The organism is Pseudomonas brassicacearum, from assembly GCF_918698105.1.
In the GTDB taxonomy this organism is placed as follows: domain Bacteria; phylum Pseudomonadota; class Gammaproteobacteria; order Pseudomonadales; family Pseudomonadaceae; genus Aquipseudomonas; species Aquipseudomonas brassicacearum_F.
In genome coordinates this window covers 37,706-63,766 of record NZ_CAKKMI010000017.1, presented here as the reverse complement: position 1 = coordinate 63,766, position 26,061 = coordinate 37,706, and the positions used below count along the sequence as shown (strand labels likewise).

The window sequence follows — 26,061 nt, the reverse complement described above, 5'->3', positions numbered from 1 at the left end:
TCGAGGGAGTGTGATTAAGGCCCAGGAACATCTTCGATTCGATCAACGCCAATCCCGAAAAAACGCCCTGATATCCTCCGCCAACAACCCCGGCTGCTCCAACGCGGCAAAGTGACCACCGCGGGGCATGATGGTCCAGCGATCCACGTTAAAGCAGCGCTCCACCCAGCTCCTCGGCGGCATGGGCAGTTCCTCGGGAAACATCGCCACTCCACCGGCGGTTTCAGTCGCTCGCCGTGGTTGAACAGCAACGGCCGCTTGCTACCTTCCACATACTGGCGAAACGACGAGCCGATGCAGTTAGTCAGCCAGTACAGCGTGACGTTGGTCAGCAGCCAGTCACGATCGATGGCGGGTTGGGTATCGCACCAGGACAGGATCTTTTCGCCCATCCACGCCAACAGTCCGGCCGGTGAATCATTCAAGCCCACGGCCAGGCTTTGCGGCTTGGTTCTTTGGAGGTGTGCGTAGGCGCCTTCGGCATCGGCAAATGCCCCGGCATGTTGCAGGAACGCGGTTTCCGCCGCTGTCTGCGCGGGTTCGGTTTCGCCAAGGGGAGGGCGATAGGAACCCGGGATGTAATTGAGGTGAATGCCGGTCACCCGCTCGGGGAAACGCACGCCCAACCACGTCGACACGCCTGCGCCAATATCCCCACCCTGGGCGCCAAACCGGTCATAGCCTAGCCCCGTCATCAACTCACCCCACAAACCGGCGACCTCATAAGGCCCCATGCCAGATTGCTGGAACGGTGCGGAAAAGGTGTAGCCGGGCAGCGACGGCACCACCACATCGAAGGCGTCCGCAGGATCACCGCCATGGCGGGCCGGGTCCGTCAGCAATGGGATGATGCGCTGCATCTCGATGAACGAGCCGGGCCAGCCGTGGGTGAGGATGAGCGGCATCGGCTTCGGACCGATGCCGCGCTGATGAACAAAATGGACCCTTTGCCCGTCGACGTGGGTGACAAACTGCGGCAGGCGATTCAGCGCGACTTCCTGGGCACGCCAATCGAACGTGTTCGACCAATAGGCGAGAAGCTCCCGAAGCACATCCATGTCCATGCCTTCGCTCCAGCCTTGGCCGGGCAAGGGCTCAGGCAGCCTTGTGCTCAACAGGCGGTGGCGGAGGTCTTCGAGAGCGCTGTCAGGGATGTTGATGGAGAAAGGTTCGATGAGCATGATTACGCCTTCGGTTGAGCGGTGGCTGGCTGCTGGATCTGATAAAACAACCAATCAACAAAAACCTGCGTCTCAGCCACCGCATCCCCGGACACCCCGTAGTAATAGCGGGCCAACGGCAGGCGTAACGACGGCAGTGGGCAGGTCAGGCGCCCGTTGGACAAATCCCTGCCCAGCAGCGAAGCCGGACATAACGCCACGCCCAGCCCATCGACGGCGGCCTGCAGCACGAGGTGCATGTGATCGAATTGCAGGGTCGGCGAGTTGTTCAATGGATTGATCCCTGCGTGTTCCGCCCAGTCTTGCCAATCGCTGCTGCGCGTCCTGCCCGACAACAAGGTGTGCCGAGCCAGGTCGTGGACATTTTCCAATGGCACGCTTTGCAGTAACGCCGGTGCGGCGACCAGCAGCAGGTCGTCTTCCAGCAATACCGTGGGCTGCAGATTGGCCGACCAGCCGGCGTGCCCGCGACGGATGACCACGTCGAACGTTTCCCGTGATGGATCGGGCGGCCGCGTGCTGGTGACGACGTTGGGCTTGATGTCTGGATGGAGCGCCATGAAGTCGGGCAGCCGCGGGATCAGCCAACGCACCGCGAAGGAGGGGCGCACGTTGATGGTCACTTTGCGCTGGGCCGCATTGCGTGTCAGTGCGGTGGCGGCGTTGGCGATTTGGGTCAGGGCCTCGCTGACCTGCTCGTAGAAAGCCCGGCCGGCCGGGGTGAGCACGGACTGGCGTGTTCGACGTTCGAACAGCAGCACGCCCAGGCGCTCTTCGAGCAACTTTACGTGGCGGCTGACGGCGCTGTGGCTCACGTGCAGTTCTTCGGCGGCGCGGCTGAAACTCTGGTGGCGAGCGGCAGCGGCGAAGGCGCGGACGGCGTTCAACGGCGGGAGGTTGGCGATCATGTGTCTAATTTAGTCACATATGAGCTGCAATTAAAGCGTTTGTCAGCGTCCCGGTGCCACGCCACCCTGAAGGCCACAGCAATTCGCCTTCAATGTGGAGTGATGCATGGCCGGTTACGGACTTTTTCTGATCCTGGCGACCCTGACGGTGCTCAGCCCGGGGCCCGGTGTGGTGTTGACGATTTCCAATGCCTTGCGCCATGGCTGGCGCGGTGCGCTGCCGGGCATTTTCGGGATCGCGTCGGGCGCGGTTATCGTGGCGGGTATCTGCGCCAGCAGCTTGGGGTTGATCCTGGCCGCCTCGGCGACGGCCTTCACGCTTTTGAAATACGTCGGCGCGCTGTACTTGTTGTACCTGGGCATCAAGATGTGGCGTACCCAACGCTTCGTGCCCGAACTCACGGTCACGGCCACGCGCCCGTGGCGGCGATTCGGCGAGGCGCTGTCGATCCAGTTGCTCAACCCCAAGGCCGGGTTTTTCTTCCTCGCCGTGTTCCCCCAATTCATCAAGCCGGCGGGTGACTACTTCAGCCAGTTCTTCTTGCTGGTGTCGTCCTATGCCGGGCTGGTCGTCCTGATCCATTGCGGTTATGCGCTCATGGCCAATGGCGCCAGGGGCTGGCTCTCCTCGAGCCAGGGCGCCAGGATTGTCGGCAAACTGTCGGGCATCACCTTCCTGGGCTTTGGTGTGTTGATGGCGTCTGCCAGCAAGTGACGAGTACAGGTCAACGCCGCCCCGTGCGCGTACTCACATCCACCCACACCGCCAGCACCAGGATGCTGCCTTTGACGATCATCTGCCAGTAGCTGTCGACGTCGAGCATGGACATGCCGTTGTCCAGGCTGGTGATCACCAGCGCGCCGAGGAGGGCGCCGTAGACCGTGCCGGAGCCGCCGCGCATGGAGGTGCCACCGATGAAGCAGGCGGCAATGGCGTCGAGTTCGCCCATGTTGCCGGCCGAGGGTGAGCCGGCGGCCAGGCGTGCGGTGTTGACCACGCCGGCGAGGGCGCACATTACGCCCATGATGCCGAAGATCCACAGCTTCACGGCCTGTACGTTGATGCCGGACAGGCGCGTGGCTTCCATGTTGCTGCCCACCGAGTAGACACGGCGGCCGAACACGGTCTGGCTGGTGACGTAGCTGAACACACCCAGCAGGATCAGCAGGAGCAGCACCGGTACCGGGATGCCGTCGTAGCTGTTGAGGGTATAGACGAATCCGGCCAGCACCGCGCCGATCATCACCACGCGCAACACGTCACGCACCAGGGAGTGGGCCGTCAGGCCATGGAGGGCACGGTTGCGCCGCTGTTTCCAGGTCAGGAACAGGGTCAGGGCGAACAGCAGGATGCCGAGCCCGGTCCCGACCGTGTGCGGCAAGTAACCTTGGCCGACGTAGACCAGTTCCGGTGACACCGGGGCAATGGTGGTACCGCCAGTCACCCCCAGCAGGACGCCGCGAAACGCGAGCATGCCACCCAGGCCAACGATGAACGACGGGATACGCAAGTAGGCGGTCATGTAGCCGTTGCCCAAGCCAATCACCAAACCGCACAGGGCCACCAGGCTCAGGTTCGCCAGCAGCGGAAAGTGATAGACCACGTCGAGAATCGCCGCCAGGCCACCGAGCAGCCCAAGCAATGAACCCACCGACAAATCGATCTCGCCGCTGATGATCACCAGCACCATGCCGCAGGCGAGGATCCCGGTGATGGACATCTGCCGCAGCAAGTTGGAGAGGTTGCGCGGGGTCACGAACCCACCCTCGGTCTGCCAACTGAAAAACAGCCAGATCATCGCCACGGCGATCACCAGCGCAAGCATCTTGTAGCGGGAAAACAGCTGTTTGACCTGATTCATCTACGCGGACTTCCGATCATTATTGTTATGGCCATCGGGATGGCTGAGCGCGGCGGCGAGCACCTGTTCCTGGGTCAGTTCGTGGTTGATGAAGTCGCCGCGCAACTGGCCGTCGCCGATCACCAGGACGCGGTCGGAAACCCCCAGGACTTCGGCCAGTTCCGAGGACACCATGATGATCGACACGCCTTCGGCCGCCAGCGCACCCATCAACTTGTAGATCTCGTACTTGGCGCCAACGTCCACGCCGCGGGTGGGTTCATCGAGAATCAGCACCCGGGGTTTGGTCAGGAGCATTTTCGCCAGCACGGCTTTTTGCTGGTTGCCGCCGGAGAGACTGGTGATCGGCAGGAACGGGCTCGCGGTCTTGAGGTGCATGCGCGCGATCTCCTTGTCGATGCTGCCCAGTTCGGCTTCGGCGTCGATGCGGGTCATTTTCGAATAGTTGTCCAGCACCGCCAGGGTGATGTTCTGGCCCACGCCCAAGTCGGGGATAATGCCTTGGCGCTTGCGATCTTCGGGGACCATGCACAGGCCGGCACGAATCGACTTGAGCGGCGTGCGCGTGTCGATGTGTTGGCCGTTGAGCCAGACTTCGCCTTCGTAACGGCCGGGGTAGGCACCGAACAGCGCTGACACCAGTTCCGTACGGCCGGCACCGACCAGCCCGGCGATGCCGAGGATTTCCCCGCGCTTGAGGACGAAGGAAATGTCGTCGACCCGTTTGCGCTTGGGGTTGTCGACGTCGTAGCAGGTGAAGTGGCGCGCCTCGAAAATCACCTCGCCGACATCATGGGGTTCGGTGGGGTAGAGGTTGCTCATCTCCCGTCCGACCATCTGGGTGATGATCTTCGGGATGCTCATGTCTGCCATGGCGGTGGTAGCGATGTGTTTGCCGTCGCGGATCACCGAGATGGTGTCGCACACGGCGGCCACTTCATCGAGCTTGTGCGAGATGTAGACGCAGGCGACGCCCTTGGCCTTGAGGTCGCGGATGATGTCCAGCAGCACCTCGATCTCCGAACGAGTCAGGGCCGAGGAGGGCTCATCGAGAATCAATAACCGCGCCTGCTTGTTCAGCGCCTTGGCGATTTCCACCAGTTGCTGGTAGCCGCCGCCGTACTGCGAAACCGGCAGCGAGACGTTCATGTCCGGCACTTTGAGTTCACGCATCAGGGCTTCGGCGCGGTGGATCATCGCCGGGTAGTTCATGCGCCCGCCGGGCAGTGTGAGTTCGTGGCCCATGAAGATGTTTTCAGCCACCGACAGGTCGGGGACCAGGGTCAGCTCCTGGTGAATGATGACGATCCCGGCGGCTTCGGTTTCGCTGATGGACTGCGCCTTGAGCGGCTGGCCGTCCCAAAGAATCTCACCCTCCCAAGTGCCGTAGGGATAGACCGCCGACAGCACTTTCATGAGCGTGGATTTGCCGGCGCCGTTCTCACCGCACAGGCCGACACACTCCCCCGGCCTGACCTTGATGTCGATGCCGTTCAGGGCTTTGACACCGCCAAAGGTTTTGACGATGCCGTTCATTTGCAGCAGGTAGTCGGACATGGCAAGGACTCATGAAAAAGGGCTCACACGTCAGCAGTGGGGCAGGCAGCCAAGCCATGTGACCAGTGGGAGCGAGCTTGCTCGCGATAGCGGTAGTTCAGCTTGCATCAATGTTGGATGTGCTGCCGTCATCGCGAGCAAGCTCGCTCCCACAGAGGGCTTGGTTGACTGGTCAGGTCACTGCCCGGCGATCTGTGCCTTGGTGTAGAACCCGTCCTTTTCCAGCAGGTCGATATTGTCCTTGGTCAACGCAGTAGGGGTGAGCAGGATGGTGTCGACTTTCTTGCTGCCATTGTCGTATTGCGAGCTGAAGGTCGGTTTCTCGTTGCGCGCCAGTTGCACCGAGAGCTTGGCGGCTTCGGAGGCGATCAGTTTCAGCGGCTTGTAGACGGTCATGGTCTGGGTGCCATCGATCACGCGCTTGACCGCTGCCAGGTCAGCGTCCTGGCCCGAGATCGGCACCTTGCCGGCCATTTTCTGGGCGGCCAGGGCCTGGATGGCGCCGCCGGCGGTGGCGTCGTTGGAAGCGACGATGCCATCGATCTTGTTGTTGTTCCGGGTCAGGGCGTTTTCCACGATGCTCAAGGCTTCGGTGGGGTTCCATTCCTTCACCCACTGCTGGCCGACGATCTTGATATCACCCTTGTCGATGGCCGGTTGCAACACCTTCATCTGGCCTTCACGCAGGACCTTGGCGTTGTTGTCCGTGGGCGCGCCACCGAGCAGGAAGTAGTTGCCCTTGGGCGCGGCTTTCAGCACGCCGCTGGCCTGCATTTCGCCGACCTTTTCGTTATCGAAGGAAATGTAGGCGTCGATATCGGCATTGAGGATCAGTCGGTCGTAGGACACGACCTTGATCCCGGCCTTCTTGGCTTCGGCAATGGCGTTGGTCAGCACGGTGGCGTTGAAGGGCACGATGACGATCACATCGACGCCGCGGGAAATCAGGTTTTCGATCTGCGAGATCTGCTTCTGCTCGTTGGCATCGGCGGACTGGACGAAGACCTTGGCGTCGAGTTTTTCCGCCGCCGCGACGAAGTAGTCGCGGTCCCGCGACCAGCGTTCCAGGCGCAGGTCATCGATGGAGAAACCGATTTTCGGATGGGCCGCATCGGCCATGACCGGAAGCGAGAGCAGGGCGAGGGCGCCGGCGAGCAGGGTACGTTTGAATGTATTCATGTGGTGCGTCCTTTTATTGTTGTTTGAAAGACACTGCCTGACGATGAGCGTGATACCGGGTAGAACTGTAGAGCGTTGCAGAGCGCCGTGGGCACAGATTTGTCGCGCGAATGTAACAGCCCCTGTGCCCCGGCCATTGCCCGTTGTCAGGGGTAGATGAACCGATTGACCACGTTCTCGAGCATCTCCTGCCGGCCGCTGACGGCTTGGGGGGCCAGCTCGTGTTCGAAGGCATGCTCGGCCAGTGATTCAAGGCTGAAGTCACCGGCCAGCACGGCTTTGCCAAGCGGTTGTTGCCAGCCGGCATAGCGCTGGTCCTTGAACTGTTGCAATTGATCGTTCTGCACCATGGCCGCCGCGCGCTCCAGGGCGAGGGCCAGGACGTCCATGGCGGCGACGTGGCCGTGGAACAGGTCGATATCGTCCAGGCTCTGGCGCCGGACCTTGGAATCGAAGTTGAACCCGCCATTGCTGAAACCGCCGGCCTTGAGGATTTCGTAGGTGGCCAGGGTCATTTCCTCGACGCTGTTGGGGAACTGGTCGGTGTCCCAGCCGTTCTGCGGATCGCCACGGTTGGCGTCGATGCTGCCGAAGATGCCCAGGGAGACGGCCGTGGCGATCTCGTGGTGGAAGCTGTGGCCGGCCAGGGTGGCGTGGTTGGCTTCGATGTTGACCTTGATCTCGTTTTCCAGGCCGAACTGTTGCAGGAAGCCGAACACCGTGGCGCTGTCGTAATCGTACTGGTGCTTGGTCGGCTCCTGGGGCTTGGGTTCGATCAGCAGGTCGCCCTTGAAGCCGATCTTGTGTTTGTGCTCGACCACCATGCGCATGAAGCGGCCCAGCTGTTCGCGCTCTTGTTTCAGGTCGGTATTGAGCAGGGTTTCGTAGCCTTCACGGCCGCCCCACAGCACGTAGTTGGAGCCCTTGAGGCGTTGGGTGGCGTTCATGGCGCTGAACACCTGGGCGGCGGCGCAGGCGAACACCTCCGGGTCCGGGTTGCTGGCGGCGCCGGCGGCAAAACGTGGGTTGCTGAAGCAGTTGGCGGTGCCCCACAACAGCTTGATCCCGGTCTCTTCCTGATGGCGCTCCAGGTGGTCGACCATCTGGGCGAAGTGGTTGCGGTACTCCTTGAGCGAGTTGCCTTCCGGGGCGACATCGGTGTCGTGGAAGCAGTAGTAGTCGATGCCCAGCTTGGAGAAGAACTCGAAGGCCGCTTCGGCCTTGCCGATGGCCAGTTCCATGGGCTCCCCGGCATGCTGCCACGGGCGCTTGAACGTGCCGGCACCAAACACATCCGACCCCGGCCAGACGAAGGTATGCCAGTAGCAGACCGCCATGCGCAGGTGCTCGCGCATGGGTTTGCCGAGCACCACTTTGTTGGCGTCGTAGTGACGGAAGGCAAGCGGCGAATCGCTGTTGGAGCCCTCGTAGCGAATCTTGTCGACACCGGGGAAGTACGGCATGTGCAATTTCCTTTTTATTCTTGGCGGTGTCTCGATACTAACGCCGGCCCCGTGGCTGCTGATTATGAAAATCACCAATAGGGTGTTCGATTTTGAGTATTGAGGTTCGCCGCTTGCGCGCCTAGTCTGTGTGCATCGGCATAGGGTTAAACCAATGAAAACCGTCCCGCCCGTTCACCGCATTGCACTGTTGTTCAACGGCAGCAAGATCTACGACCGTGGCATCATCAGCGGCATCGGCAATTACCTGAGCAGCACGCGTGCGTCCTGGGACTTGTTCCTCGAGGAAGACTTTCTCTGCCGCTTGAAAGGCATCGAGCGCTGGCAGGGCGACGGGATCATCGCCGACTTCGACGACCCGCTGATCGGCGAGGCGCTGGCCGGGATCAAGCTGCCGGTGGTGGCGGTGGGCGGCTCCTATCAGGATGAGCGCGCCTATCCCAAGGGCATTCCCTATGTCGCCACCGACAATGATGCGTTGATGACAGTGGCCTACGAGCACCTGATCGAGGCGGGGCTAACGCGTTTTGCCTGTTTCAGCCTGCCTGAAGCACAAGCCAATCGCTGGGCCCAGGAACGGGAAAAAGCCTTTCGCCGGCTGGTGCAGCGCGACGGCCTGCACGCCGAGGTCTATCGCGGCATGGGCACCAGCGCACCGCTGTGGGACAGCGCCGTCGAACAGCAGATCGCCTGGCTGCAAAGCCTGCCCAAACCCATCGGCATCATCGCCGTCAGCGATGCCCGCGCCCGGCAGCTGCTGCAAGCCTGCCTGACCGCCGGGATCGCCGTGCCCGAGCAAGTGGCGTTGATCGGCATCGACAACGACCCCCTGACCCGCAGCCTGACGCGGGTGCCGCTGAGCTCGGTGATCCAGGGCACCGAGACCATGGGCCGCACCGCCGCACGCCTGCTCCACCAGATGCTGCACGGCATGCCGTCCACCGGCACACAGATTCTGGTCCCGCCGGATGCGATCAATGTGCAGGTATCGAGCCTGCATCAACCGTTGGGCAACCCTTATGTCATGCAGGCACTGCTCTTCATCCGCCAATACGCCTGCCAGGGCATCAAGACGGCCCAGGTGGCGGGCTACGTGGGAGTGTCGCGCTCCTCGCTGGAAGCGCATTTTCGCAAGGAACGGGGCTGCAGCGTCCACGACGAAATCCTGCGCTTCAAACTGGCCGCCGCCGCCAGCGGATTGGAAAATACCGACGCGCCGATTGCCGACATCGCCCAGAATTGCGGCTTCAAATCGGCGCAATACCTGCACACCGTGTTTCGCCGCGAGTTCGGCTGCACCCCTCGGGAGTATCAGCAGGGGGCCAATGCGGCCGCTCACTGACCTCCTGCCGAACCGCTCTTGTGGCGAGGGAGCAAGCTCCCTCGCCACAAAGGGATAGTGACCCACCGCAGGGGGTACACCACCGAGCCTTCCTTGTGGCAAGGTTGCGGGCTTCATCGAATATTTAGGGACGGATGGAATGACGCTCAGGGTCATGGTGGTCGGTGGGTATGGAAATTTCGGCAGTATCGTTTCCAGGCACCTGGTGGTGATGCCAGGTGTACAGCTGGTGATTTCGGGGCGCGACGCCCAAAAACTGCAGCGCAAAGTCGAGGAGTTGAACGCTCAATCGGGCACGGTGTGTGAAAGTTGGTGCGGCGATGCCATGGGCGCGGGCTTCAAATCTGTCCTGGGCTTGATGAACATCCAATGGGTCATCCATACCGGCGGCCCCTTTCAAGGGCAATCCTATGCCGTTGCCGAGAGCTGCATCGAGGCCGGCGTAAACTACTGCGACCTGTCCGATTCCAGAGCCTTCGTCACCGGCATCAGCGCACTCGACGCCCGGGCAAAACAGGCAGGCGTGGCGATCCTCAGTGGTTGCAGCTCAGTGCCGACGCTCTCGGCCGCCCTCATTGATCAGCAGCGGCATCGCTTTAAACGTATCGACTCGATCGAGCATGGTATTTCCTCATCGGCCAAGATGCCGGGGTTGTCCACCGTCGAAGGCGTTCTGGCCTATGCAGGCAAGCCGATCAAGCAACTTCGGAATGGCCGGGTGCATGAGGTCCTGGGATGGCAGGATCTGACGCTTCGCAGAATGCGGTACATGGGGACCCGGGTACTGGCCAATGTCGACGTGCCGGACATGGATATCTTCGCCGACCGCTATGGTGCCCAGAACCTGAGCTTCAAGGCCGGCGCAGGCCTGAAGCTCGGCGGCATTGCCAACTACTTGCTGGCCCAGGCAATGAGGATGGGGCTGGTGCGTGACCATGTTATCTGGGCCGCCAGGCTTCATCGATGGGGGCTCTGGTTCGAACGATTTGGCGATGGCAAAAGCGCAATGTACATCGACGTCCACGGCATGGGGGCCAATGGCGAACCGTTGTCGATGAACGTGCAGCTCACCGCCATGAACGACAAGGGGCCGGAGATTCCCAGCTGTGCAGCCGTCGCCTTGGCGGCAAAGGTCGCCCAAGGGTATCTGCCCGAACCTGGTGCTCGGGCCTGCGTGGGTGAAATCACCGACGACGAATACATGACCGCCATCAACGACCCCGAAAACTTGAGCCTGTCGGTACACTTCTCTGGCGAGCAGGGCTGACAGATGCTCTATCTTTGCCTGAAGTACCTCCACATCATTGCTGCCATTTTCCTCTTCGGCTTCGGCATGGGGTCCTATCTCTACCTGATCGCGGCCAGCCGCACCGCCAACCCGCAGGTCATTGCCCACGTCGCCAGGACGGTCGTCCAGTTCGACACTTGGATTACCACGCCGGCGGGCTTTATTCAGATTGGGACGGGCTACCTGCTAATGAGGCTGGCCGGACTTCCCCTGACCACGGAATGGATAATGACGTCGTTGATCATTTTCCTTTGCGTGGGGGCGCTGTGGCTTCCTGTGCTGGTGCTCCAGAAGCGCTTATACGTGATGGCTTCGAGCGCGGCTGGGGACGGGCGGGCGCTCGATGATCGATACTCATCGGTGTATCAAAAATGGTTCTGGATGGGCGTTCTGGGCTTTTTGGGGATGTTTGTCATTGTGCTGATCATGGTGACGAAGATGACGCCACCTCAGTGGATCGAGCTACTGACGGGCTAAGTACCGATCCGTTCCACCGGATTGCTCCCAGGTGTCGGAGCTTTCAAGAAACGCCGCTCATGATCCGGGCTCGGCAAAAGGCATACGTCGTATTTGCCAAACAGCCGATAACGATTCAGGGCAATGCGATCATAGGCCCAGTCCCGAAGCCTGCGGGGGATGTAGCGCAGCAGTTTTACCGGGTCCCAGATCCGGGGCAGCAGGGCTACGACTTCAAAAATCGCATCCGAACGCACCCAGTAATGCTGATCGCGAACCACGGCCATGGTGTCGAACTGCTGCAGGGGCAGGCCCGCCCAGGCAAGCAGGGCTTGCCCTTCGGGCGACTGTACGGAGGCCAACCGCACGCGTCGGGCATGGTCATGGCGGATCAGGAACTTTGCCCAGCCATTGCACAGTTTACAAACGCCGTCGAACAGGACCACGGTCTCGCCTGGCTTGAGCAAGGGCGCGGGTGAGGGGCGAGTTTGGGAGCTGGGCATGAATGGGTGTCTACAGGGCGCCTGGTTATCCGGATAATACGCCTGTTCCAGCGTCAGGGGCGACCCGAAGGGTTGCTCGACCATGATGACTTCAAGGGCATGATCCGATCCATGAGCGATGACACCTACACCCTGTACATGCGCTTCCAGACGCCCGACCCTGACATCGGCCCCCGGGAGCAGGCGCCGATGCTGGCGCAGGAGCTGGCCTGGGCGCGTGAGCGCGCGACCCAGCATCGCTTCAGCTGGATCGAGGTGCTGGTGCCGCCGTTGTGCCTGGGCCCGGTGCTGCCGGGCATCGCGTTTTCGCTGGGGCTGTTGGTCTATCAGGGGTTATCCGCCCCAGGCGTCGACCTTGACCGGATCGTCGGGGATTCCCTTGGTTGGCTTGTGCTTGCCACCTTGCTGTTCATGGCGGCGTGGGGCCTGCACAACTTCTTGCGCGATAAGCGCGACCCGACCAAGCGCTATTGGCAAGCGATGCCCGATCAAGGGCTGGTCGAGCTCGAACGCCACACCCTCATCTGCGGCATCAGCCTGTGGTCCAACGACTATGACCCGGACTGCAACACCCTCATGCAGTGGACCGACGGCAAGTTGAAGTGCGTGCAAGACAGTGGTGTATCGCAATGGATTCTGGCCAAGACCACGGCGGGGCATTGGCTGGTGCTCAAGGAGCAATTTTCGGGCGACTTCAGCTATGGACGGGAAGGGCAAGTGCCGGCGCCGGACAAGCTGCTGCAACCCCGCCAGCAACTGGCGTTCACTTTCGCCCCCGGCACAAACCTGCAACTGGGCCGGCGTTTCGACGGTGCGCCGATGCCATTGGTGGATACGCCGTACTGGCTGTCTGCCGATGAGCTCAAGCGCCTTGCCGACGCCGCCCATCACTGGAATTTTCTACCGCCGAACCGCTATGGGGTGATCAATGACCAGGATGCCGCGTGGGTGCAACGGCTGGTGGACCGGGCGCAGGCCAGTGTCGGACCTGTAGGAGCTGTCGAGCGAAGCGAGGCTGCGATCTTTCCCAGACACTTGAGCCTCAAGTGAAAGATTAAGAGATCGTCCGGACGCGGCCTGAGCCTTCGGCAGCGCCTACAGCGCAGCCCAGCGGGAGCAAGCTCCCTTGCCACGATGAATCCAGTCGAGAGCTAAAGCCACGTATTCACCACCCGCCGATCCAGCTCCTCCCAATCCGCCATGCCCAGTACCCGAGTGGTGTTCAGCCCGCGCAAATAACCGCGCAGTTGATTGGCCGTGGCGCGCCGGAGCTCCGGGTCGGGTTCGGTGCTGCTCAGCAGTACGCTCTCGTACTGGATCAGGTAATCAGCCACCCGCTCACGGAAGTCGGGCAATACCGCGTCGCGAATCAGATCAAACGTTCTCATGGCGATGCCTCATCAATCTTTCTCGGCTTGCAACTATTGCTAGGAGTAATAGTGACCATTACGAAATGCAAGTTCTGCTTTGCCGACAATCGTTGGAAAATCAGCGCCATCGAACACGCAGACCACTATTTTATTTTCAGGACCCCACCCATGCGCCCTTTATTTTTGCTTCCCCTGGCGTTTTCCCCGTTGTTGCTGGTCGGTTGTGCCTCGGCACCGAACAATCCGACCCTGACCTTGCAGACCAGCAAGACACCGGCCCAATACGCTGAATGCGTCGTACCGAAATTGCAGGGCAACCCGATGGTCTCGCAGACCCAGCGCAGCTACCGCATCGTGGTGCCGAGCAAAGTCTCCGCGGACAACGTGCTGGAAGCCTACAAGGCGGGCAGCGGCGGCAAGGTGTTCATCTACGAGCGGCATTTGCTGGCCTCCAACCTCCTGCCTTCGAGTTTTGAACGCGCCGCACAGGAATGCATCTGACCGGCCCGTAAACGTTTTTCACTGTGCTCCTTTGGTTGGCCGCAACCAACCAATTCCCCTTGCCCCGCACCGTATTCGGTCGCGGGGTTTTTTTTTGCCTGCTGGTTTCAGGTTGGCCAATCATCTGCGCGGATGAACTCGATGAATGCTTTCAGGGCCGGTGGCACATGGCGTCGGCTGGGGTAGTAGAGAAAAAACCGGCTTGGCGGAGCTTTCCATTGCGCAAGCAATTCCGTGAGCTGCCCGTTGCGGATGTCATCGCGCACCAGCTCCTCGTAGACGTAGGCAATCCCGGCGCCATCTTTTGCTGCCTGGATCATCAGCGCATCGTCTTCAAGAATGAGCGGGCCGGTGACGGACAAGCGGATCGGTTGCCCTTGCGCCTGATACTCCCAGGCATAGAGTTTGCCGCTGGGAAAACGTCGGGCGATACAGGCATGGTCGAGCAAGTCCCGTGGAGCCTGGACGCTCCCCCTTGCGGCCAGATAAGCCTGTGAAGCGACGGTCACGAACGATTGAGGAGGGCCGACAGGGACGGCGATCATGTCGCCGGCCAGGCTTTCACCAAAACGCACACCAGCGTCAAACCCGCCGTTCACGATGTCGGTCAAGCCATCATCGGTGACCAGGTCCAGTTGAATACGTGGAAACCTGGCCACGAATGACGCGAGCACTTTCGCAAATACCGCACGCGCCGCCGGACGCGCCACGTTGAGGCGAAGCTTGCCGGTGGGCACTTCCTGCATCGAGGTCAGTTGCGCCAGCGCATCGGCAACCTGCTGCAGGGTCGGGGCCAGCGTTGCCAATAGCTGGTGGCCGGCCTCGGTCGGGGTAACACTGCGCGTGGTTCGGTTGAGCAGCCTGACACCCAGGCGTGCTTCCAGTGCACGCATCGCGTGACTCAAGGCAGAAGCCGAAACGCCACGCTCGTCGGCGGCTTTGCGAAAGCTGCGATGGCGAGCGACGGCCGCAAAGGCATCCAGTTCGGAAAGATCGGGGTGCTGACTCATGAATGCTGTTCAGTAGTTCAAATACGATTACCCATCTTATCGTCATGAGATCGCTCGCGGATACTGGCCCCATCATCTGTGGAGAACTCGCTATGCAAAAGAATCGTCTTGGATCATCGGATTTTCTGATTTCGCCCATTGGCCTGGGAACGTGGGCCATTGCCGGCACCGGCTGGGAATACAGTTGGGGCGCGCAGGATGACGAGGACAGCCTGGGTGCTCTTGAATATGCTGTCGAACGCGGTGTGAACTGGATCGATACGGCGGCGGTTTATGGCTTGGGCCACGCCGAGCAACTGGTTGGGCAACTGTTGCGTCGGGTACCAGCTTCACGGCGTCCGTTGGTGTTCACCAAGGGCAGTCTGGTCTGGGACCCGGTCACCAAAGCGATCTCGCACTCGCTGGCGCCTCGATCGCTGCTCGCCGAGGTCGAGGCAAGCTTGCGCCGGCTGCACGTCGAAACCATCGATCTTTATCAAATCCACTGGCCGGCCTTTCCTGCCGACGGCAGCAGTGAAGGAATCGAGAGTGCGCTTTCGGCGTTGGCCACCGCGCGCGAACAGGGAAAAATCCGCGCGATCGGCGTGTCCAATTTCGATGTCGCGCAACTTAAGCGGGCCCAGGCGATAACCGAGATCGTCTCACTCCAGCCGCCTTATTCCGCCCTGATGCGAGATATCGAGCAAGACGTCCTGCCATTTTGCGAGTCGGAGGGAATGGGGGTCCTGGCCTATTCCACCCTTCAATCGGGACTGCTTTCCGGAAGCATGACGCGCGCGCGCATCGCCCAATTGCCCGACGACGATTGGCGCAAGGCCCGAAGCGCGGACTTCCAGGAGCCGCGTTTGAGTGCGAACCTGGCGCTGGTCGAGGTCTTGGCCGGTATCGGCGAACGGCATGGCGTGAGCGCGGCGGCAGTCGCCATCGCCTGGGTGCTGCGCAAACCGGTGGTGACCGGGGCCATCGTTGGTGCCCGCCGTTCCGCGCAGGTCGATGGACTGATTGCCGGCGCACAACTGCGCCTCAGTGCCGAGGAAATCGACGAGATTCAACCTTTCCTGCCCTTGGGCATGGGCACCAATGTCCCCGCGAGCGCTTGATCTTTAACGTTTGACGGCCCGCTTGAACGAGCGGGTTTGACGCCTCGCTGCATAATCGGCACTATCTGCTCGTTTATGATCATTGGTGCTCGTTTATGCAGGTTGTACTGTCATGACTTCTCCTCACGAAGCGTTCCCTGGCGAACGCCAGCAATTGATCAGCCAGCGTCTTGCCCGGTATGGGCGGGTGATCGCAGCCGACTTGGCCAGCGAATTCAATGTATCCGAGCATTCGATACGGCGTGACCTGGGCGCATTGGCAGCGGCGGGGGTGTGCAAGCGCGTTTATGGCGGCGCGATACTCGTGCCCGCTGCCGAAGGGCCGATGGAGGTACGCGTGCGCAAAGACCCGGCGCGCAAGGGCAGTCTCGGCCAAGCAGCCGCTGCACTGTTGCGCGCGGGGCAGCATGTGTTCATCGACGCCGGGTCGACCAACCTAGCGATCGCCTGCGCCATCGATCCGCAGCTTCAGTTGACCCTCACCACCAATTCGCCGCTGATTGCGGTTCAGTTGATGAAGCTGCCCCGCGCCGAGGTCATCCTGTTGGGTGGCCGCTTGAATCCAATCGCCGGTGGCGTGATCGGGTTGACGGCTGTCCAGCAATTGCGTCAGTTCAGTTTTGACGTGTGCTTGCTCGGTGCCTGCGCCATCGATCCGGACAATGGCGTCACGGCGTTCGGCCTGGATGACGCGGAGTTCAAGCGCGCGGTGGTCGCGGCAAGCGGGCAGGTGATCGCGGCGGTGACCAATGAGAAGCTCTCCAGCGTTGCCCACTATCAGGTGGCCGCCTGCGAAGAAGTCGCCACCCTGGTGGTGGAGCACGATGCGCCGCGTGAGCGACTCGAACCCTTCTTCGGCCGGGTGACCAATGTCGTGACTGCAGCCAGTGAGCGGCGGCACAGCTGAGGTCTTTGCGGCACGGCTGTTGCCCCATTGCGCAGGACAATCGTCTAGATACTGCACGGCCCCCATTGTCCGCCGGGCGATTTGCGTCTAGTTTGCTGGCCGATCACAAGTACAAAAATCAGGAGTCATTGATGCAACCGATTCGTCTCGGGCTGGTGGGCTACGGCAAGATTGCCCAGGATCAACACGTTCCAGCCATCCACGCCAACCCCGCATTCCAACTGGTCGCTGTCGCCACGCAAGGGCAGCCCTGCGCCGGGGTGGAGAACTTCCGCTCCCTGGGCGAACTGCTCGAAAACGGTCCGCAGGTCGATGCCATTGCATTCTGCACACCGCCACAAGGTCGATTCGCCCTGGTGCAACAGGCGCTGGCGGCAGGCAAACACGTGCTGGTGGAAAAACCGCCGTGCGCCACGCTGGGTGAAGCCATGGCCTTGGTGGAGCAGGTCCGCGAGCAAGGCGTCAGCGGCCTGTACGCCTGGCATTCGCGTTACGCGCCGGGCATCGCAGCCGCCCGTGACTGGCTGGCGAGTCGCACCTTGCAGAGCGTGCAGATCGACTGGAAGGAAGACGTGCGCAAGTGGCACCCCGGCCAGGCGTGGATCTGGCAACCCGGTGGCCTGGGCGTCTTCGATCCGGGCATCAATGCCTTGTCGATTGTGACTCATCTGTTGGCGCTGCCGCTGTTCGTGGAGTCCGCCGAGTTGCGCGTGCCGGACAACTGCCAGTCGCCGATTGCCGCCAGCATCAAGATGGCCGACGCGCGCCACCTCGATATTCGTGCTGAGTTCGATTTCGACCATGGCCATGACGAGCTTTGGAGTATCGAGATTCGCTGCGCCGAAGGCGTCCTGCGCCTGGACAACGGCGGTGCACTGTTGAGCATCGACGGCGTGCGTCAGGCTGTATCCGAGGAAGGCGAGTACGCGGCGGTGTATCGACATTTTCAACAACTGATTGCCGACCAAACCAGCGACATGGACCTGCAGCCGCTGCGGTTGGTCGCGGACAGTTTTTTTGTCGGCAGTCGGACGGCGGTCGAGCCGTTCTACGATTAATCCAGGGAACTGCAGTTGAACGAACAGACCTTGTCCATGCGCCTGGAGCGCGTGGCGGCGCATATGCCCGCGGGTGCGCGCCTGGCCGATATCGGCTCGGATCACGCTTACCTGCCGGTGGCCTTGCTGCGCCGTGGCGCCATCGCGATGGCGGTGGCCGGTGAGGTGGCGCTGACGCCGTTTCGCGCCGCCGAACGCACCGTGGGCGAGAACGGCCTGGAACAGCAGATCAGCGTGCGCCTGGCCAATGGCTTGGCGGCGATCGAGCCGGAAGACGGGATCACGGCGATCAGCCTCTGCGGCATGGGCGGCGAGACGATCCGCGACATTCTCGACAGTGGCAAGGCGCAGTTGAGCGGCCAGGAACGCCTGATCCTGCAACCCAACGGCGGCGAGCAACCGCTGCGCCAATGGCTGATGGAGAACGACTACCGCATCCTCTGCGAGGAGGTGCTGCGCGAAAACCGTTTCTACTACGAGATCATCGTCGCCGAGCGCACCGGGCCGGTGGCGTACACCGCCGAGCAGCTGTACTTCGGCCCGCTGCAGCTGCAAGCTCGCACCCCGATCTTCCTGGCCAAGTGGCAGCGCCTGCTGCGCCAGAAGCAAAAGACCCTCGCCAGTTTCGCCAAGGCACGGCAAGCGGTGCCGGAAGAGAAGCTGCACGACATAGCCAGGCAGGCCCGCTGGATCACTGAGCTGTTGGCTTGAGTGGCATTGAGGTTGGCTGTGCCGATGTCATCGCGAGCAAGCTCGCTTCCACAGGGTTGCGCAAGTCCTTTTGTGGGAGCGAGCCTGCTCGCGATGAGGCCATTAGCTAAACGCCAGGATCTCCAGGCGCCTGATTATCGACCCACCACCGGGTAGTGCTTGATACGACACGCATAGGAATTGCCGTCACCTTTACAAACGCCATCCAGGTAGCGGTAGTCGACCTGTAGCGACTGTCCTTTCCTGGGCCATTGCCGGCGGGGCAGCGTGGCTTGGTAGTCCGGGGTTTCCGGGGTGAAGGTGAGCAACGTGCCTTGTGCCGGACACTCCACCGAGGCGGATTTCGGCCTGGCTTTCACGACCTGCGCCTGGAGTTGCGGATAGGGTTGTTTCAGCACCTCGACGACACGCAGCTCCATCTGGCAGATCTGCCATGTCGAGGCCTGGACGGGCTCGCATAGGAAGGCGAGCGTCAAGGCAAACAGTCCGAGGTACGCTGCGTGAGAGTTCATGGCTGCCCTTGTTTTTGAGGTGCTGACGTTTGCGAAATCATAGCGTGGCATTGCGCTTTTGCCTGGCTCAACCGTAAAGCCCCATCAGCGAGAAAGACTTGTCAGTGGTCAGTGCAACTATTTCCGCCAGCGAATGCAGGAGCACCGGCACCAGCAGGCCACCGCTGGCCACCCTGGCGACGGCGAGCACGCCGCCACAAGCGAAGATCAGCACGACGGTTATCCAATTTCCGTACTGGATGTGCATGCCGGCGAAGATGGCCGACGTGACGATGACCGCGATCCATGTCCAGGCACGGCTGTTTTCGTAGGGAAACAGTCGGAACATGTAATGGCGGAAAAATAATTCTTCGGCGATGGGTGGCAGCACAATCAGCGAGGCAATCTTGATCGCGGCCTGCCAACCGTTGAGACCGTCCAGGAGTTCGGCCATGAACACCTCACGCGGCAACCCGAGCACGAAGGCGGCGACCCCGAAAAGCAGGTAGACCCCGATGATGCCCACGGCTCCCCATTGCAGGGGTTTGCTGATGGAATGACCGCGCCACTGGGGCCGTAAATCGGTGCGGTATTGCAAGGCGAAAAGGGCGAGGAGAAGGAGCGCGGTGATACCTGAGGTGGTCGTGAATGTCAGGTAGGCCTGCATGTCCGCGGGGACGAAAAGGATCTCGGGCATCGCCGCCAGGAAGGCGATCACGGTAGCCAGCACCAACATCCCGAGCCGGGGGAAGAAGCGGTAGCGCGATAAAGTGGAGGCGGGTGCAAACTCAGGGGCGGCACTTAGATTCGTCACAGTCACTCCATGAGTGCAAGGAAAACGGCATGATGCCAGTGTTTTGATTGTCTGGGATGAGTTCGTGTCGGCTTTGTGGAGAGGTCGGCAATTGGCCCGGTACATTGGCGTTTGCCGGGAGGAGGCGTTCTTGAGGGTCGTGTGTATATCCGTTACCGCAGCAACGGATATACACACCAACCCACCTACTCAAAGCTGCTTGGACCCCCCGCCAATCTGCCAGACATACGGCGGTTCCGTCCCATTGATCTCCCAATCACCAATAATGCGCTCCTTGTAGATCAACGGATTGTGCGAGGCGGCAGTGCGGGCATTGCGCCAGTGGCGGTCGAGGGCCTTGCTGGTGCTGGTGGCCGACGCACCGAGGGCATTGAACAAGTCACTGGTGGCGCGTAACACCAGATCGGAAATCACCACCTGGGCCTGGGCCGACTCCAGTTCGGCGGCGATGTTGGCGCTGTGTTCGGTCTCGGCGTTCTGACTGAAGCGGCTTTCGTAGGCGCGTTGGGAGGCGCTCGCGGCTCGCAGGGCGGTGGCTTCGGCGGCATAGACCTGGGCCGAGGCCCTACCGACCACTTGCTGCACCTGCACGTCCTGGCTCACTTCGCTGGCATTGCCGGTGCTGAAGACCCGCGTGCGCTGGCGCACTTGCTCGGTGATGTCGTGAACCGCAGCGCGGCCGGCACCGGTCAGCACGGCCAGCAACACCAGTTGATAAAACGCGGTCTGGTATTTGAAGCGGGTAGAGAAATCGATAAGGTTCTGCGCCTCGACCAACGCATTCTCGAACGACGACGTCCCGCTGCCAGTGGTGCGTTGACCAAACCCATCCCAATCATCGCTTTGCCTGACGCCCGGCTGGTGCACGCGCACGGCGGCAATCACGTCGGCGCCGTTGTCGTCGCGTTGGGCATACACGTCGATCCAATCGGCGAAGATGCTGCCGGTGCTGTAGTACTTGGTGCCATTGACCACCCATTGATCACCTTGCCGGGAAACCCGGGTGCCGACGTCGCCGATTTTCACGGCGCCGACTTCCGTCCAGGCATTGCCCACCAGCTCACCCTCGACGAAGCGCTTGAACCAGATGTCTTGCGGGCTGCTGGCATGGGCGTTGAGGCGGTCCTCGACAAATGCAAAGTGCCCGCGCAGCGCCTGGGGCAGGTTGGAATCGGCTTCGGCCAGTTCGATCAGCAGTTGCAACAGCTGCGGCAACGAAGCCCCGGCGCCGCCATATTCGACCGGCACGCGAATGGCACCAAAGCCGGCTTGCTTCAGCCATTTCACCGGTTCAAAGGGCAGGCTGCGCGTCTGCTCACGCTCCAGGGCGCCGGCCTGGATGCGTGCAAAGATCGGCCGAAAGCGTTCGGCCAAGGGCTCATAGTCGGTGCCGGTGGAAAGGATCGGCGGCAGGTGTTGTTGCTGTGCGGTCATGGCGATGTTCCTTCTTATGACGAATAGGTGGGCAGGGAGAAAACCTGCCGATGCCAGTGGCTATTGCACAGTCCATGCCCGAGACCCAACGCCCGTAAATGGGGGGCTTGTACCGCATTCATCGCGAAAGGGCTGTCCTTGCTGCGGACAATCTGTTGCGCAACTGTGTGCCCGGCAACAGTTGCTGCCACAGACATCGACGCAGTGAATGTTCGCCAGGCAACAGTGGATCAACAGCTTGTCCGTCGAGCGACAGCGACGTGATCCGGTTAAGACTCTAAGCATTTGATTAATAAGTGAATATTCAACTGGCACGGTTGCTGCTCTACACCTTGTGCAGACGCTGAGGTGGCGTCTCCAGGCATGGGGTAAGCAATGAGCAAGCAATTCAAAGTGGTGGCGGTGTCAGGCAGCGTGCAGCACCCGTCACGCACGCTGGTCCTGCTCCAGGCATTGGTGGACAGGCTCGGGCAGCAACTGCCGATCGAGCTGCGCTTGATCGAACTGGCCAAGGTCGGCCCCCAGTTCGCCGGGGTCTTGCGTCGCGAGGCGTTGCCGGCTGCCGTGCAGGAGGATCTGCAGGCCATTGAGTCGGCTGATCTGTTGATCGCCGCCAGCCCGGTGTATCGGGCCTCGTACACCGGTTTGTTCAAGCATCTGTTCGATTTCGTCCATCACGAAGCCCTCAAGAATGTACCGGTGCTGCTGGCCGCGACGGGAGGCTCGGATCGCCATGCCTTGATCATTGATCACCAACTGCGCCCCCTGTTCGGCTTCTTCCAGGCCCTGAGCCTGCCGGTGGGGGTCTATGCCAGCGAAACCGATTTCAGCCAATACCGGATCTCCAGTGCGCAGGTGCTGGAGCGTATCGAGCGCGCCGTCGAGTCGGCGTTGCTGAGCCTGGTCCCGAGTGTTCGACGCGACGCCAGTGCCGCCTGATCAATTTCTTCCTTTCAAAACGAGCCGTGGAGTACATGCAATGAGCCAGGACACGATCAAATTTGCCTACTGGGTGCCCAACGTGAGTGGCGGGTTGGTGGTCAGCAAAATCGAGCAACGCACCGACTGGGGCATCGACTACAACCGCAAGCTGGCCCAGATCGCTGAAGCGGCCGGCTTTGACTACGCCCTGTCCCAGGTGCGCTTCACCGCCGGTTATGGCGCCGAATACCAGCACGAATCCGTGGCGTTCAGTCATGCCTTGCTCGCCGCCACCTCGCGCCTGAAAGTCATCGCGGCGGTGTTGCCTGGGCCGTGGACGCCGTCGGTGTTGGCCAAGCAGATCGCAACCATCGATCACCTGACCGGCGGCCGGGTGGCGGTCAACATCGTGTCGGGCTGGTTCAAGGGCGAGTTCACTGCCATTGGCGAACCCTGGTTGGAACACGATGAGCGCTATCGCCGCTCCGAAGAATTCATCACCGCGCTGAAGGGCATCTGGACCACGGACAACTTCACCTTGCGCGGTGACTTCTACCGCTTCCACGACTACACCCTCAAGCCAAAACCCCTGCAGCAGCACCCGGAGATCTTCCAGGGCGGTAGCTCGCGTGCGGCGCGGGACATGGCCGCCCGGGTATCGGACTGGTATTTCACCAACGGCAATACCGTGGAAGGCGTCAAGGCGCAGATCGATGACCTCCAGGCGAAAGCCGCGGCCAACAACCATAAGGTCAAGGTCGGCGTGAACGCCTTCGTCATTGCTCGCGACACCGAAGAAGAGGCGCGGGCGGTCCTCGCGCAGATCATCGACCAGGCCGATCCCGAGGCCGTCAATGCCTTTGGCGATGCGGCGAAGCAGGCCGGCAAGTCCAGCCCCGAAGGTGAGGGCAACTGGGCCAAGTCCAGCTTCGAGGACCTGGTGCAGTACAACGATGGCTTCAAGACCAACCTGATCGGCACACCGCAGCAGATCGCCGAACGCATCGTCGCGCTCAAGGCCGTGGGTGTGGATCTGGTGCTCGCCGGTTTCCTGCACTTCCAGGAAGAAGTCGAGTATTTCGGCCGCAAGGTGCTGCCGCTGGTGCGTGAGTTGGAGCAACGCAAAGTGGCAGCCAAAACGGCGGCGGTCGCTTAGGCGTCGTAGGAGCTGGCGAAGGCTCGGGCTGCGTTCGGACGATCTTTTGACTTTTCGCTTGGGACTCAAGTGCCTGGGGAAAGATCGCAGCCTCGCTTCGCTCGACAGCTCCTACAGGGCGCGCGGGGCCAAGCTTCCTCGCCACGGGGTGTGGGCTAGGTCGACAGGTTGATCACCCGGCCATCCCGCGTGTCCAGTGCCGGGCGGCGTCGATTGACTACCAGCTCGCCAATCCTGATCAGCAACGTGCGGGTGACATTGCGGCTCAGGCCCAGCAGGCTGGCGGTGTGGACCTGATTGCAATGGGCGTAGCGGTAGGCGGTGCGCAGCAACTCGGCTTCGACCTTTTCATACAAGTCGCCATGTTCTTGCTCGAGCAGTTTCTCGAAGGCTTTGTGCAAGAGCGCCTCTGCGCTTTGAGGGGGCGCCTGCGGCGGGCTGTCCTGGCGTTCGATGCGCAAGTTCGACAGGTGCAGGTCGTGCACGCCGATCACGTTGCTGCGGCGAATCAACAGGGTGTGGTGGATGACGTTTTCCAGCTCGCGGATGTTCCCTGGCCAGGAATAGTCGAGCAATTTGCGCTGCGCCTGGGCATCCAGCGTTACTTCGCCGTGACCGAGCCTGCGGCTGTACTCGGCAATGAAGTGGCGGATCAGCGGCAGGATGTCACCGGGGCGTTCGCGCAGCGGCTTGAGCACCAGGCTGACCACGTTCAGACGGTAATAGAGGTCTTCGCGAAAGTGCCCGGCGTTGATGGCTTTTTCCAGCTGCACGTTGGTGGCCGCCAACACGCGCACATTGATCTTGATGCTCTTGCGCGAACCCAGCCGGACCACCTCGCGCTCCTGTAGCACCCGCAGCAACTTGACCTGGATCGGCAACGGCAAATCACCGATTTCATCCAGGAACAGCGTGCCGCCATCCGCTTCCTCGAACCACCCGGCCTTGGCCGCCAGTGCGCCGGTGAACGCGCCTTTCTCGTGGCCGAACAGCTCGGCCTCCACCAGGGTTTCGGAAAACGCCCCGCAGTTGACCGCAACAAACGGCTTGTGGCGACGAGCGCTGAGGTTGTGTACGTGGCGCGCCACCAGTTCCTTGCCGGTCCCGGTCTGGCCGATGATCAGCACGCTGGCGTCACTGGGCGCGACTTGTTGCAGGTGAGCCAGCAAAGCGCGGGAGGTGGGGTCCTTGAAGACCTGGGCCGTGGCACGAATCGAGGTGGCCAGGCCGGGGGAGGGAGGTAGCGTTAGAAGCTGCATGACGGTGGCCCATTAATGAGATTGCCGTGACTGAGGATCGGTAAATACCAACGTTCTTGAGGCACTACCGCGAAGCCATAGGGCTTAAGACTTAATCTAGATGATCTAAAAAACAGACAACAAATAACCTTTAGTTATGTGCTTAAGACTTTCATCCGAGCATTCAGCACAGATCCATTGGTTTTGCCGCTGCTGAAAGCATGAATTGGATTGACGGTAAAAAGTTTTATTGACTAAAAAATAACACCGAGTAATTATTTCCCTGCATCTGCTTTCACGCAGAGTCATTTTGCAGGGGCAACCCGATGAATCAGAACACCGTGCCTTCACTGGCCAGTCTTTACGTCGAGACTCACGAATCGCCATTTGACGCACGCCTGGCGCCTTCACTCATGCAAGGCTTTCCCGCCGAACCCCAGCGCCGGGTCACCTGGCACAACTGGATGAGCCCACCGTTCAACCAATGGGGCTTCCGCAACCTGGCGCGCTTGCGGCCTTCCATCGATGTGCAGGCCGGCAGCGGGCCGGTCAGCGCGTTCAAGCAGGCGCTCCAGCCGCTGGATGAGCTGCATTTCGACAGCGAATGTGGCTTGAGCATCAGTGTGATCGATCACCTGGTCGCCAGCCAGACCGATGCTTTCCTGGTCTTGCAGGGCGACACCGTACTGTTCGAACGCTACTTCAACGGCCAGCGTCCTCAGGACCGACACATCATGTTTTCAGTGACCAAGTCGCTGATCGGCGCCCTGGGCGAGCAACTGGTTTGCGAAGGCCTGCTGGACCCGACCCTGATGGCCGCCCATTACGTACCGGAACTGACGGGCAGCGCGTTCGGCGATGCGACGGTGCGCCAGCTGTTCGACATGGCAGTGGCCGTGGATTACAGCGAGGTCTATGAGGATCCGGATTCAGAGAGTTCCCAATACGGTTACGCCTGCGGTTTCCAGCCAGCGCCAGCGCAGTACACGACGTTCGAATCCCTGTATCAGTACTTGCCCTCACTGAGGAAGCGCGGCAGTCACGGCGGCTTTTTCCATTACGTCACGGCCACCACCGAGGCGTTGGCCTGGGTCATGGAACGGGCGTCAGGCAAGGCCTGTCATCAGTTGCTGCAAGAGATCTGGAGCCAGTTGGGCTGTGAGCGTGACGGCTACTTCCTGGCCGATCCCTGGGGCCGCAGCGTCGCCGGCGCCGGTTTCAACGCGACCTTGCGTGACATGGCGCGCTTCGGCCGCCTGCTGGCCAACGATGGCCGCCAGGAGGGCCGACAACTGCTCTCGGCCGAGGCGCTCGCTGGGATCGCCGCCGGGGCCGACCCCGCGATCTATGCCGCATGCGCCGACTTTTCGAGCTGGACCCCCGGCGCGTCCTACCGCAGCCAATGGTATGTCTTCAACGACCACAGCCAGGCGCTCATGGCCGGTGGCATCCATGGCCAATACCTGTTCATCGACAAGCCGTCCGGCGTGGTGATCGTCAAGCAGTCCTCCCTGGGCGAGGCCGTCAGCCCATTCGATGGCGACAGCGTGCGCATGCTGCGTGCCATCGCGGCGCACCTGACGCCCTGACTTCATCCGACAAACACAAGAA

General features: G+C 61.3%; 26 protein-coding genes. 13 read left to right on the top strand and 13 right to left on the bottom strand.

The genetic code is table 11. The annotated features are described in order from the left end of the window. Positions 1–14: 14 nt before the first annotated feature. Together LQ215_RS09270 and gcvA are read right to left on the bottom strand one after the other, a co-directional pair. Complete coding sequence (locus tag LQ215_RS09270) at positions 15–1,181, bottom strand: epoxide hydrolase family protein (RefSeq protein ID WP_230149113.1); 1,167 nt, start codon at positions 1,179–1,181, stop codon at positions 15–17. Positions 1,182–1,183: 2 nt separating this feature from the next. Beyond that, the gene (gene gcvA / locus LQ215_RS09265) at positions 1,184–2,089 is read right to left on the bottom strand and encodes a transcriptional regulator GcvA (protein WP_230149111.1); all 906 of its coding nucleotides are present in this window, start codon (positions 2,087–2,089) and stop codon (positions 1,184–1,186) included. Positions 2,090–2,195: 106 nt separating this feature from the next. Between gcvA and LQ215_RS09260 the strand changes: the two genes are divergently transcribed. Beyond that, entirely contained in the window at positions 2,196–2,804 is a 609-nt protein-coding gene (locus LQ215_RS09260) for a LysE family translocator (RefSeq protein WP_230149109.1), read from the top strand. A 10-nt stretch (positions 2,805–2,814) separates the two neighbouring features. Here the strand turns inward: LQ215_RS09260 and LQ215_RS09255 are convergent, their stop codons facing one another. From LQ215_RS09255 to xylA, 4 genes are all read right to left on the bottom strand, one after another. Further along, complete coding sequence (locus LQ215_RS09255; RefSeq protein ID WP_230149107.1) at positions 2,815–3,951, bottom strand: sugar ABC transporter permease; 1,137 nt, start codon at positions 3,949–3,951, stop codon at positions 2,815–2,817. After that, entirely contained in the window at positions 3,952–5,508 is a 1,557-nt protein-coding gene (gene xylG / locus LQ215_RS09250) for a D-xylose ABC transporter ATP-binding protein (protein WP_230149104.1), read from the bottom strand. 177 nt (positions 5,509–5,685) lie between these two features. Next, entirely contained in the window at positions 5,686–6,687 is a 1,002-nt protein-coding gene (gene xylF, locus LQ215_RS09245; RefSeq protein ID WP_230149096.1) for a D-xylose ABC transporter substrate-binding protein, read from the bottom strand. 146 nt (positions 6,688–6,833) lie between these two features. Further along, positions 6,834–8,150, bottom strand: coding sequence for a xylose isomerase (xylA, locus tag LQ215_RS09240; RefSeq protein WP_230149094.1), 1,317 nt, complete (start codon positions 8,148–8,150; stop codon positions 6,834–6,836). A gap of 154 nt (positions 8,151–8,304) precedes the next feature. Here xylA and LQ215_RS09235 point away from each other — a divergent pair, with 154 nt between their 5' ends. The 3 genes from LQ215_RS09235 (at position 8,305) to LQ215_RS09225 (ending at position 11,257) form a co-directional block, all read left to right on the top strand. Beyond that, complete coding sequence (locus LQ215_RS09235) at positions 8,305–9,492, top strand: XylR family transcriptional regulator (RefSeq protein WP_230149093.1); 1,188 nt, start codon at positions 8,305–8,307, stop codon at positions 9,490–9,492. 139 nt (positions 9,493–9,631) lie between these two features. Continuing rightward, on the top strand, positions 9,632–10,759 hold the full coding sequence (locus LQ215_RS09230) for a saccharopine dehydrogenase NADP-binding domain-containing protein (protein ID WP_230149091.1): 1,128 nt from the start codon (positions 9,632–9,634) through the stop codon (positions 10,757–10,759). Positions 10,760–10,762: 3 nt separating this feature from the next. After that, complete coding sequence (locus LQ215_RS09225; RefSeq protein WP_230149089.1) at positions 10,763–11,257, top strand: DUF2269 family protein; 495 nt, start codon at positions 10,763–10,765, stop codon at positions 11,255–11,257. Here LQ215_RS09225 and LQ215_RS09220 read toward each other — a convergent pair. Beyond that, positions 11,254–11,739 carry a thiol-disulfide oxidoreductase DCC family protein gene (locus LQ215_RS09220; RefSeq protein ID WP_230149087.1) on the bottom strand — a complete coding sequence of 162 codons (486 nt, stop codon included), beginning with the start codon at positions 11,737–11,739 and terminating at the stop codon, positions 11,254–11,256. The two genes, LQ215_RS09225 and LQ215_RS09220, sit on opposite strands and share 4 nt — an antisense overlap. Before the next feature lie 111 nt (positions 11,740–11,850). On the opposite strand from LQ215_RS09220, the gene LQ215_RS09215 reads away from it, so the two are divergent. Next, positions 11,851–12,789, top strand: a complete 939-nt coding sequence (locus LQ215_RS09215; protein WP_230149085.1) for a hypothetical protein — start codon at positions 11,851–11,853, stop codon at positions 12,787–12,789. A 101-nt stretch (positions 12,790–12,890) separates the two neighbouring features. On the opposite strand, the gene LQ215_RS09210 is transcribed toward LQ215_RS09215, so the two are convergent. Beyond that, the gene (locus LQ215_RS09210) at positions 12,891–13,127 is read right to left on the bottom strand and encodes a hypothetical protein (protein WP_003201330.1); all 237 of its coding nucleotides are present in this window, start codon (positions 13,125–13,127) and stop codon (positions 12,891–12,893) included. 150 nt (positions 13,128–13,277) lie between these two features. Here LQ215_RS09210 and LQ215_RS09205 point away from each other — a divergent pair, with 150 nt between their 5' ends. Continuing rightward, positions 13,278–13,610, top strand: a complete 333-nt coding sequence (locus LQ215_RS09205; protein WP_230149083.1) for a hypothetical protein — start codon at positions 13,278–13,280, stop codon at positions 13,608–13,610. 107 nt (positions 13,611–13,717) lie between these two features. Here the strand turns inward: LQ215_RS09205 and LQ215_RS09200 are convergent, their stop codons facing one another. Beyond that, positions 13,718–14,620, bottom strand: a complete 903-nt coding sequence (locus LQ215_RS09200; protein WP_230149081.1) for a LysR family transcriptional regulator — start codon at positions 14,618–14,620, stop codon at positions 13,718–13,720. Between the two features lie 92 nt (positions 14,621–14,712). Between LQ215_RS09200 and LQ215_RS09195 the strand changes: the two genes are divergently transcribed. The 4 genes from LQ215_RS09195 (at position 14,713) to LQ215_RS09180 (ending at position 18,396) form a co-directional block, all read left to right on the top strand. Continuing rightward, positions 14,713–15,720 carry an aldo/keto reductase gene (locus LQ215_RS09195; RefSeq protein WP_230149079.1) on the top strand — a complete coding sequence of 336 codons (1,008 nt, stop codon included), beginning with the start codon at positions 14,713–14,715 and terminating at the stop codon, positions 15,718–15,720. Between the two features lie 112 nt (positions 15,721–15,832). Beyond that, positions 15,833–16,627, top strand: coding sequence for a DeoR/GlpR family DNA-binding transcription regulator (locus tag LQ215_RS09190; protein ID WP_230149077.1), 795 nt, complete (start codon positions 15,833–15,835; stop codon positions 16,625–16,627). Positions 16,628–16,758: 131 nt separating this feature from the next. Beyond that, entirely contained in the window at positions 16,759–17,685 is a 927-nt protein-coding gene (locus LQ215_RS09185; protein ID WP_230149075.1) for a Gfo/Idh/MocA family protein, read from the top strand. A 15-nt stretch (positions 17,686–17,700) separates the two neighbouring features. Further along, positions 17,701–18,396: a tRNA (adenine(22)-N(1))-methyltransferase gene (locus tag LQ215_RS09180; protein ID WP_290369101.1), complete on the top strand. Its 696-nt coding sequence runs from the start codon at positions 17,701–17,703 to the stop codon at positions 18,394–18,396. A gap of 134 nt (positions 18,397–18,530) precedes the next feature. On the opposite strand, the gene LQ215_RS09175 is transcribed toward LQ215_RS09180, so the two are convergent. From LQ215_RS09175 to LQ215_RS09165, 3 genes are all read right to left on the bottom strand, one after another. Continuing rightward, the gene (locus LQ215_RS09175; RefSeq protein ID WP_230149073.1) at positions 18,531–18,908 is read right to left on the bottom strand and encodes a hypothetical protein; all 378 of its coding nucleotides are present in this window, start codon (positions 18,906–18,908) and stop codon (positions 18,531–18,533) included. 67 nt (positions 18,909–18,975) lie between these two features. Beyond that, positions 18,976–19,701 carry a CPBP family intramembrane glutamic endopeptidase gene (locus LQ215_RS09170; RefSeq protein ID WP_230149071.1) on the bottom strand — a complete coding sequence of 242 codons (726 nt, stop codon included), beginning with the start codon at positions 19,699–19,701 and terminating at the stop codon, positions 18,976–18,978. Positions 19,702–19,890: 189 nt separating this feature from the next. Further along, positions 19,891–21,135: an acyl-CoA dehydrogenase family protein gene (locus LQ215_RS09165; protein WP_230149069.1), complete on the bottom strand. Its 1,245-nt coding sequence runs from the start codon at positions 21,133–21,135 to the stop codon at positions 19,891–19,893. Between the two features lie 375 nt (positions 21,136–21,510). On the opposite strand from LQ215_RS09165, the gene msuE reads away from it, so the two are divergent. Together msuE and sfnG are read left to right on the top strand one after the other, a co-directional pair. Further along, positions 21,511–22,074 carry an FMN reductase gene (msuE, locus tag LQ215_RS09160; protein ID WP_230149067.1) on the top strand — a complete coding sequence of 188 codons (564 nt, stop codon included), beginning with the start codon at positions 21,511–21,513 and terminating at the stop codon, positions 22,072–22,074. 40 nt (positions 22,075–22,114) lie between these two features. Then, positions 22,115–23,212, top strand: coding sequence for a dimethylsulfone monooxygenase SfnG (sfnG, locus tag LQ215_RS09155; protein ID WP_230149065.1), 1,098 nt, complete (start codon positions 22,115–22,117; stop codon positions 23,210–23,212). Between the two features lie 155 nt (positions 23,213–23,367). Here the strand turns inward: sfnG and LQ215_RS09150 are convergent, their stop codons facing one another. Beyond that, positions 23,368–24,471, bottom strand: coding sequence for a sigma-54 interaction domain-containing protein (locus tag LQ215_RS09150; protein ID WP_230149063.1), 1,104 nt, complete (start codon positions 24,469–24,471; stop codon positions 23,368–23,370). A 305-nt stretch (positions 24,472–24,776) separates the two neighbouring features. On the opposite strand from LQ215_RS09150, the gene LQ215_RS09145 reads away from it, so the two are divergent. Further along, the gene (locus LQ215_RS09145; RefSeq protein WP_230149061.1) at positions 24,777–26,039 is read left to right on the top strand and encodes a serine hydrolase domain-containing protein; all 1,263 of its coding nucleotides are present in this window, start codon (positions 24,777–24,779) and stop codon (positions 26,037–26,039) included. Positions 26,040–26,061: the final 22 nt, after the last annotated feature.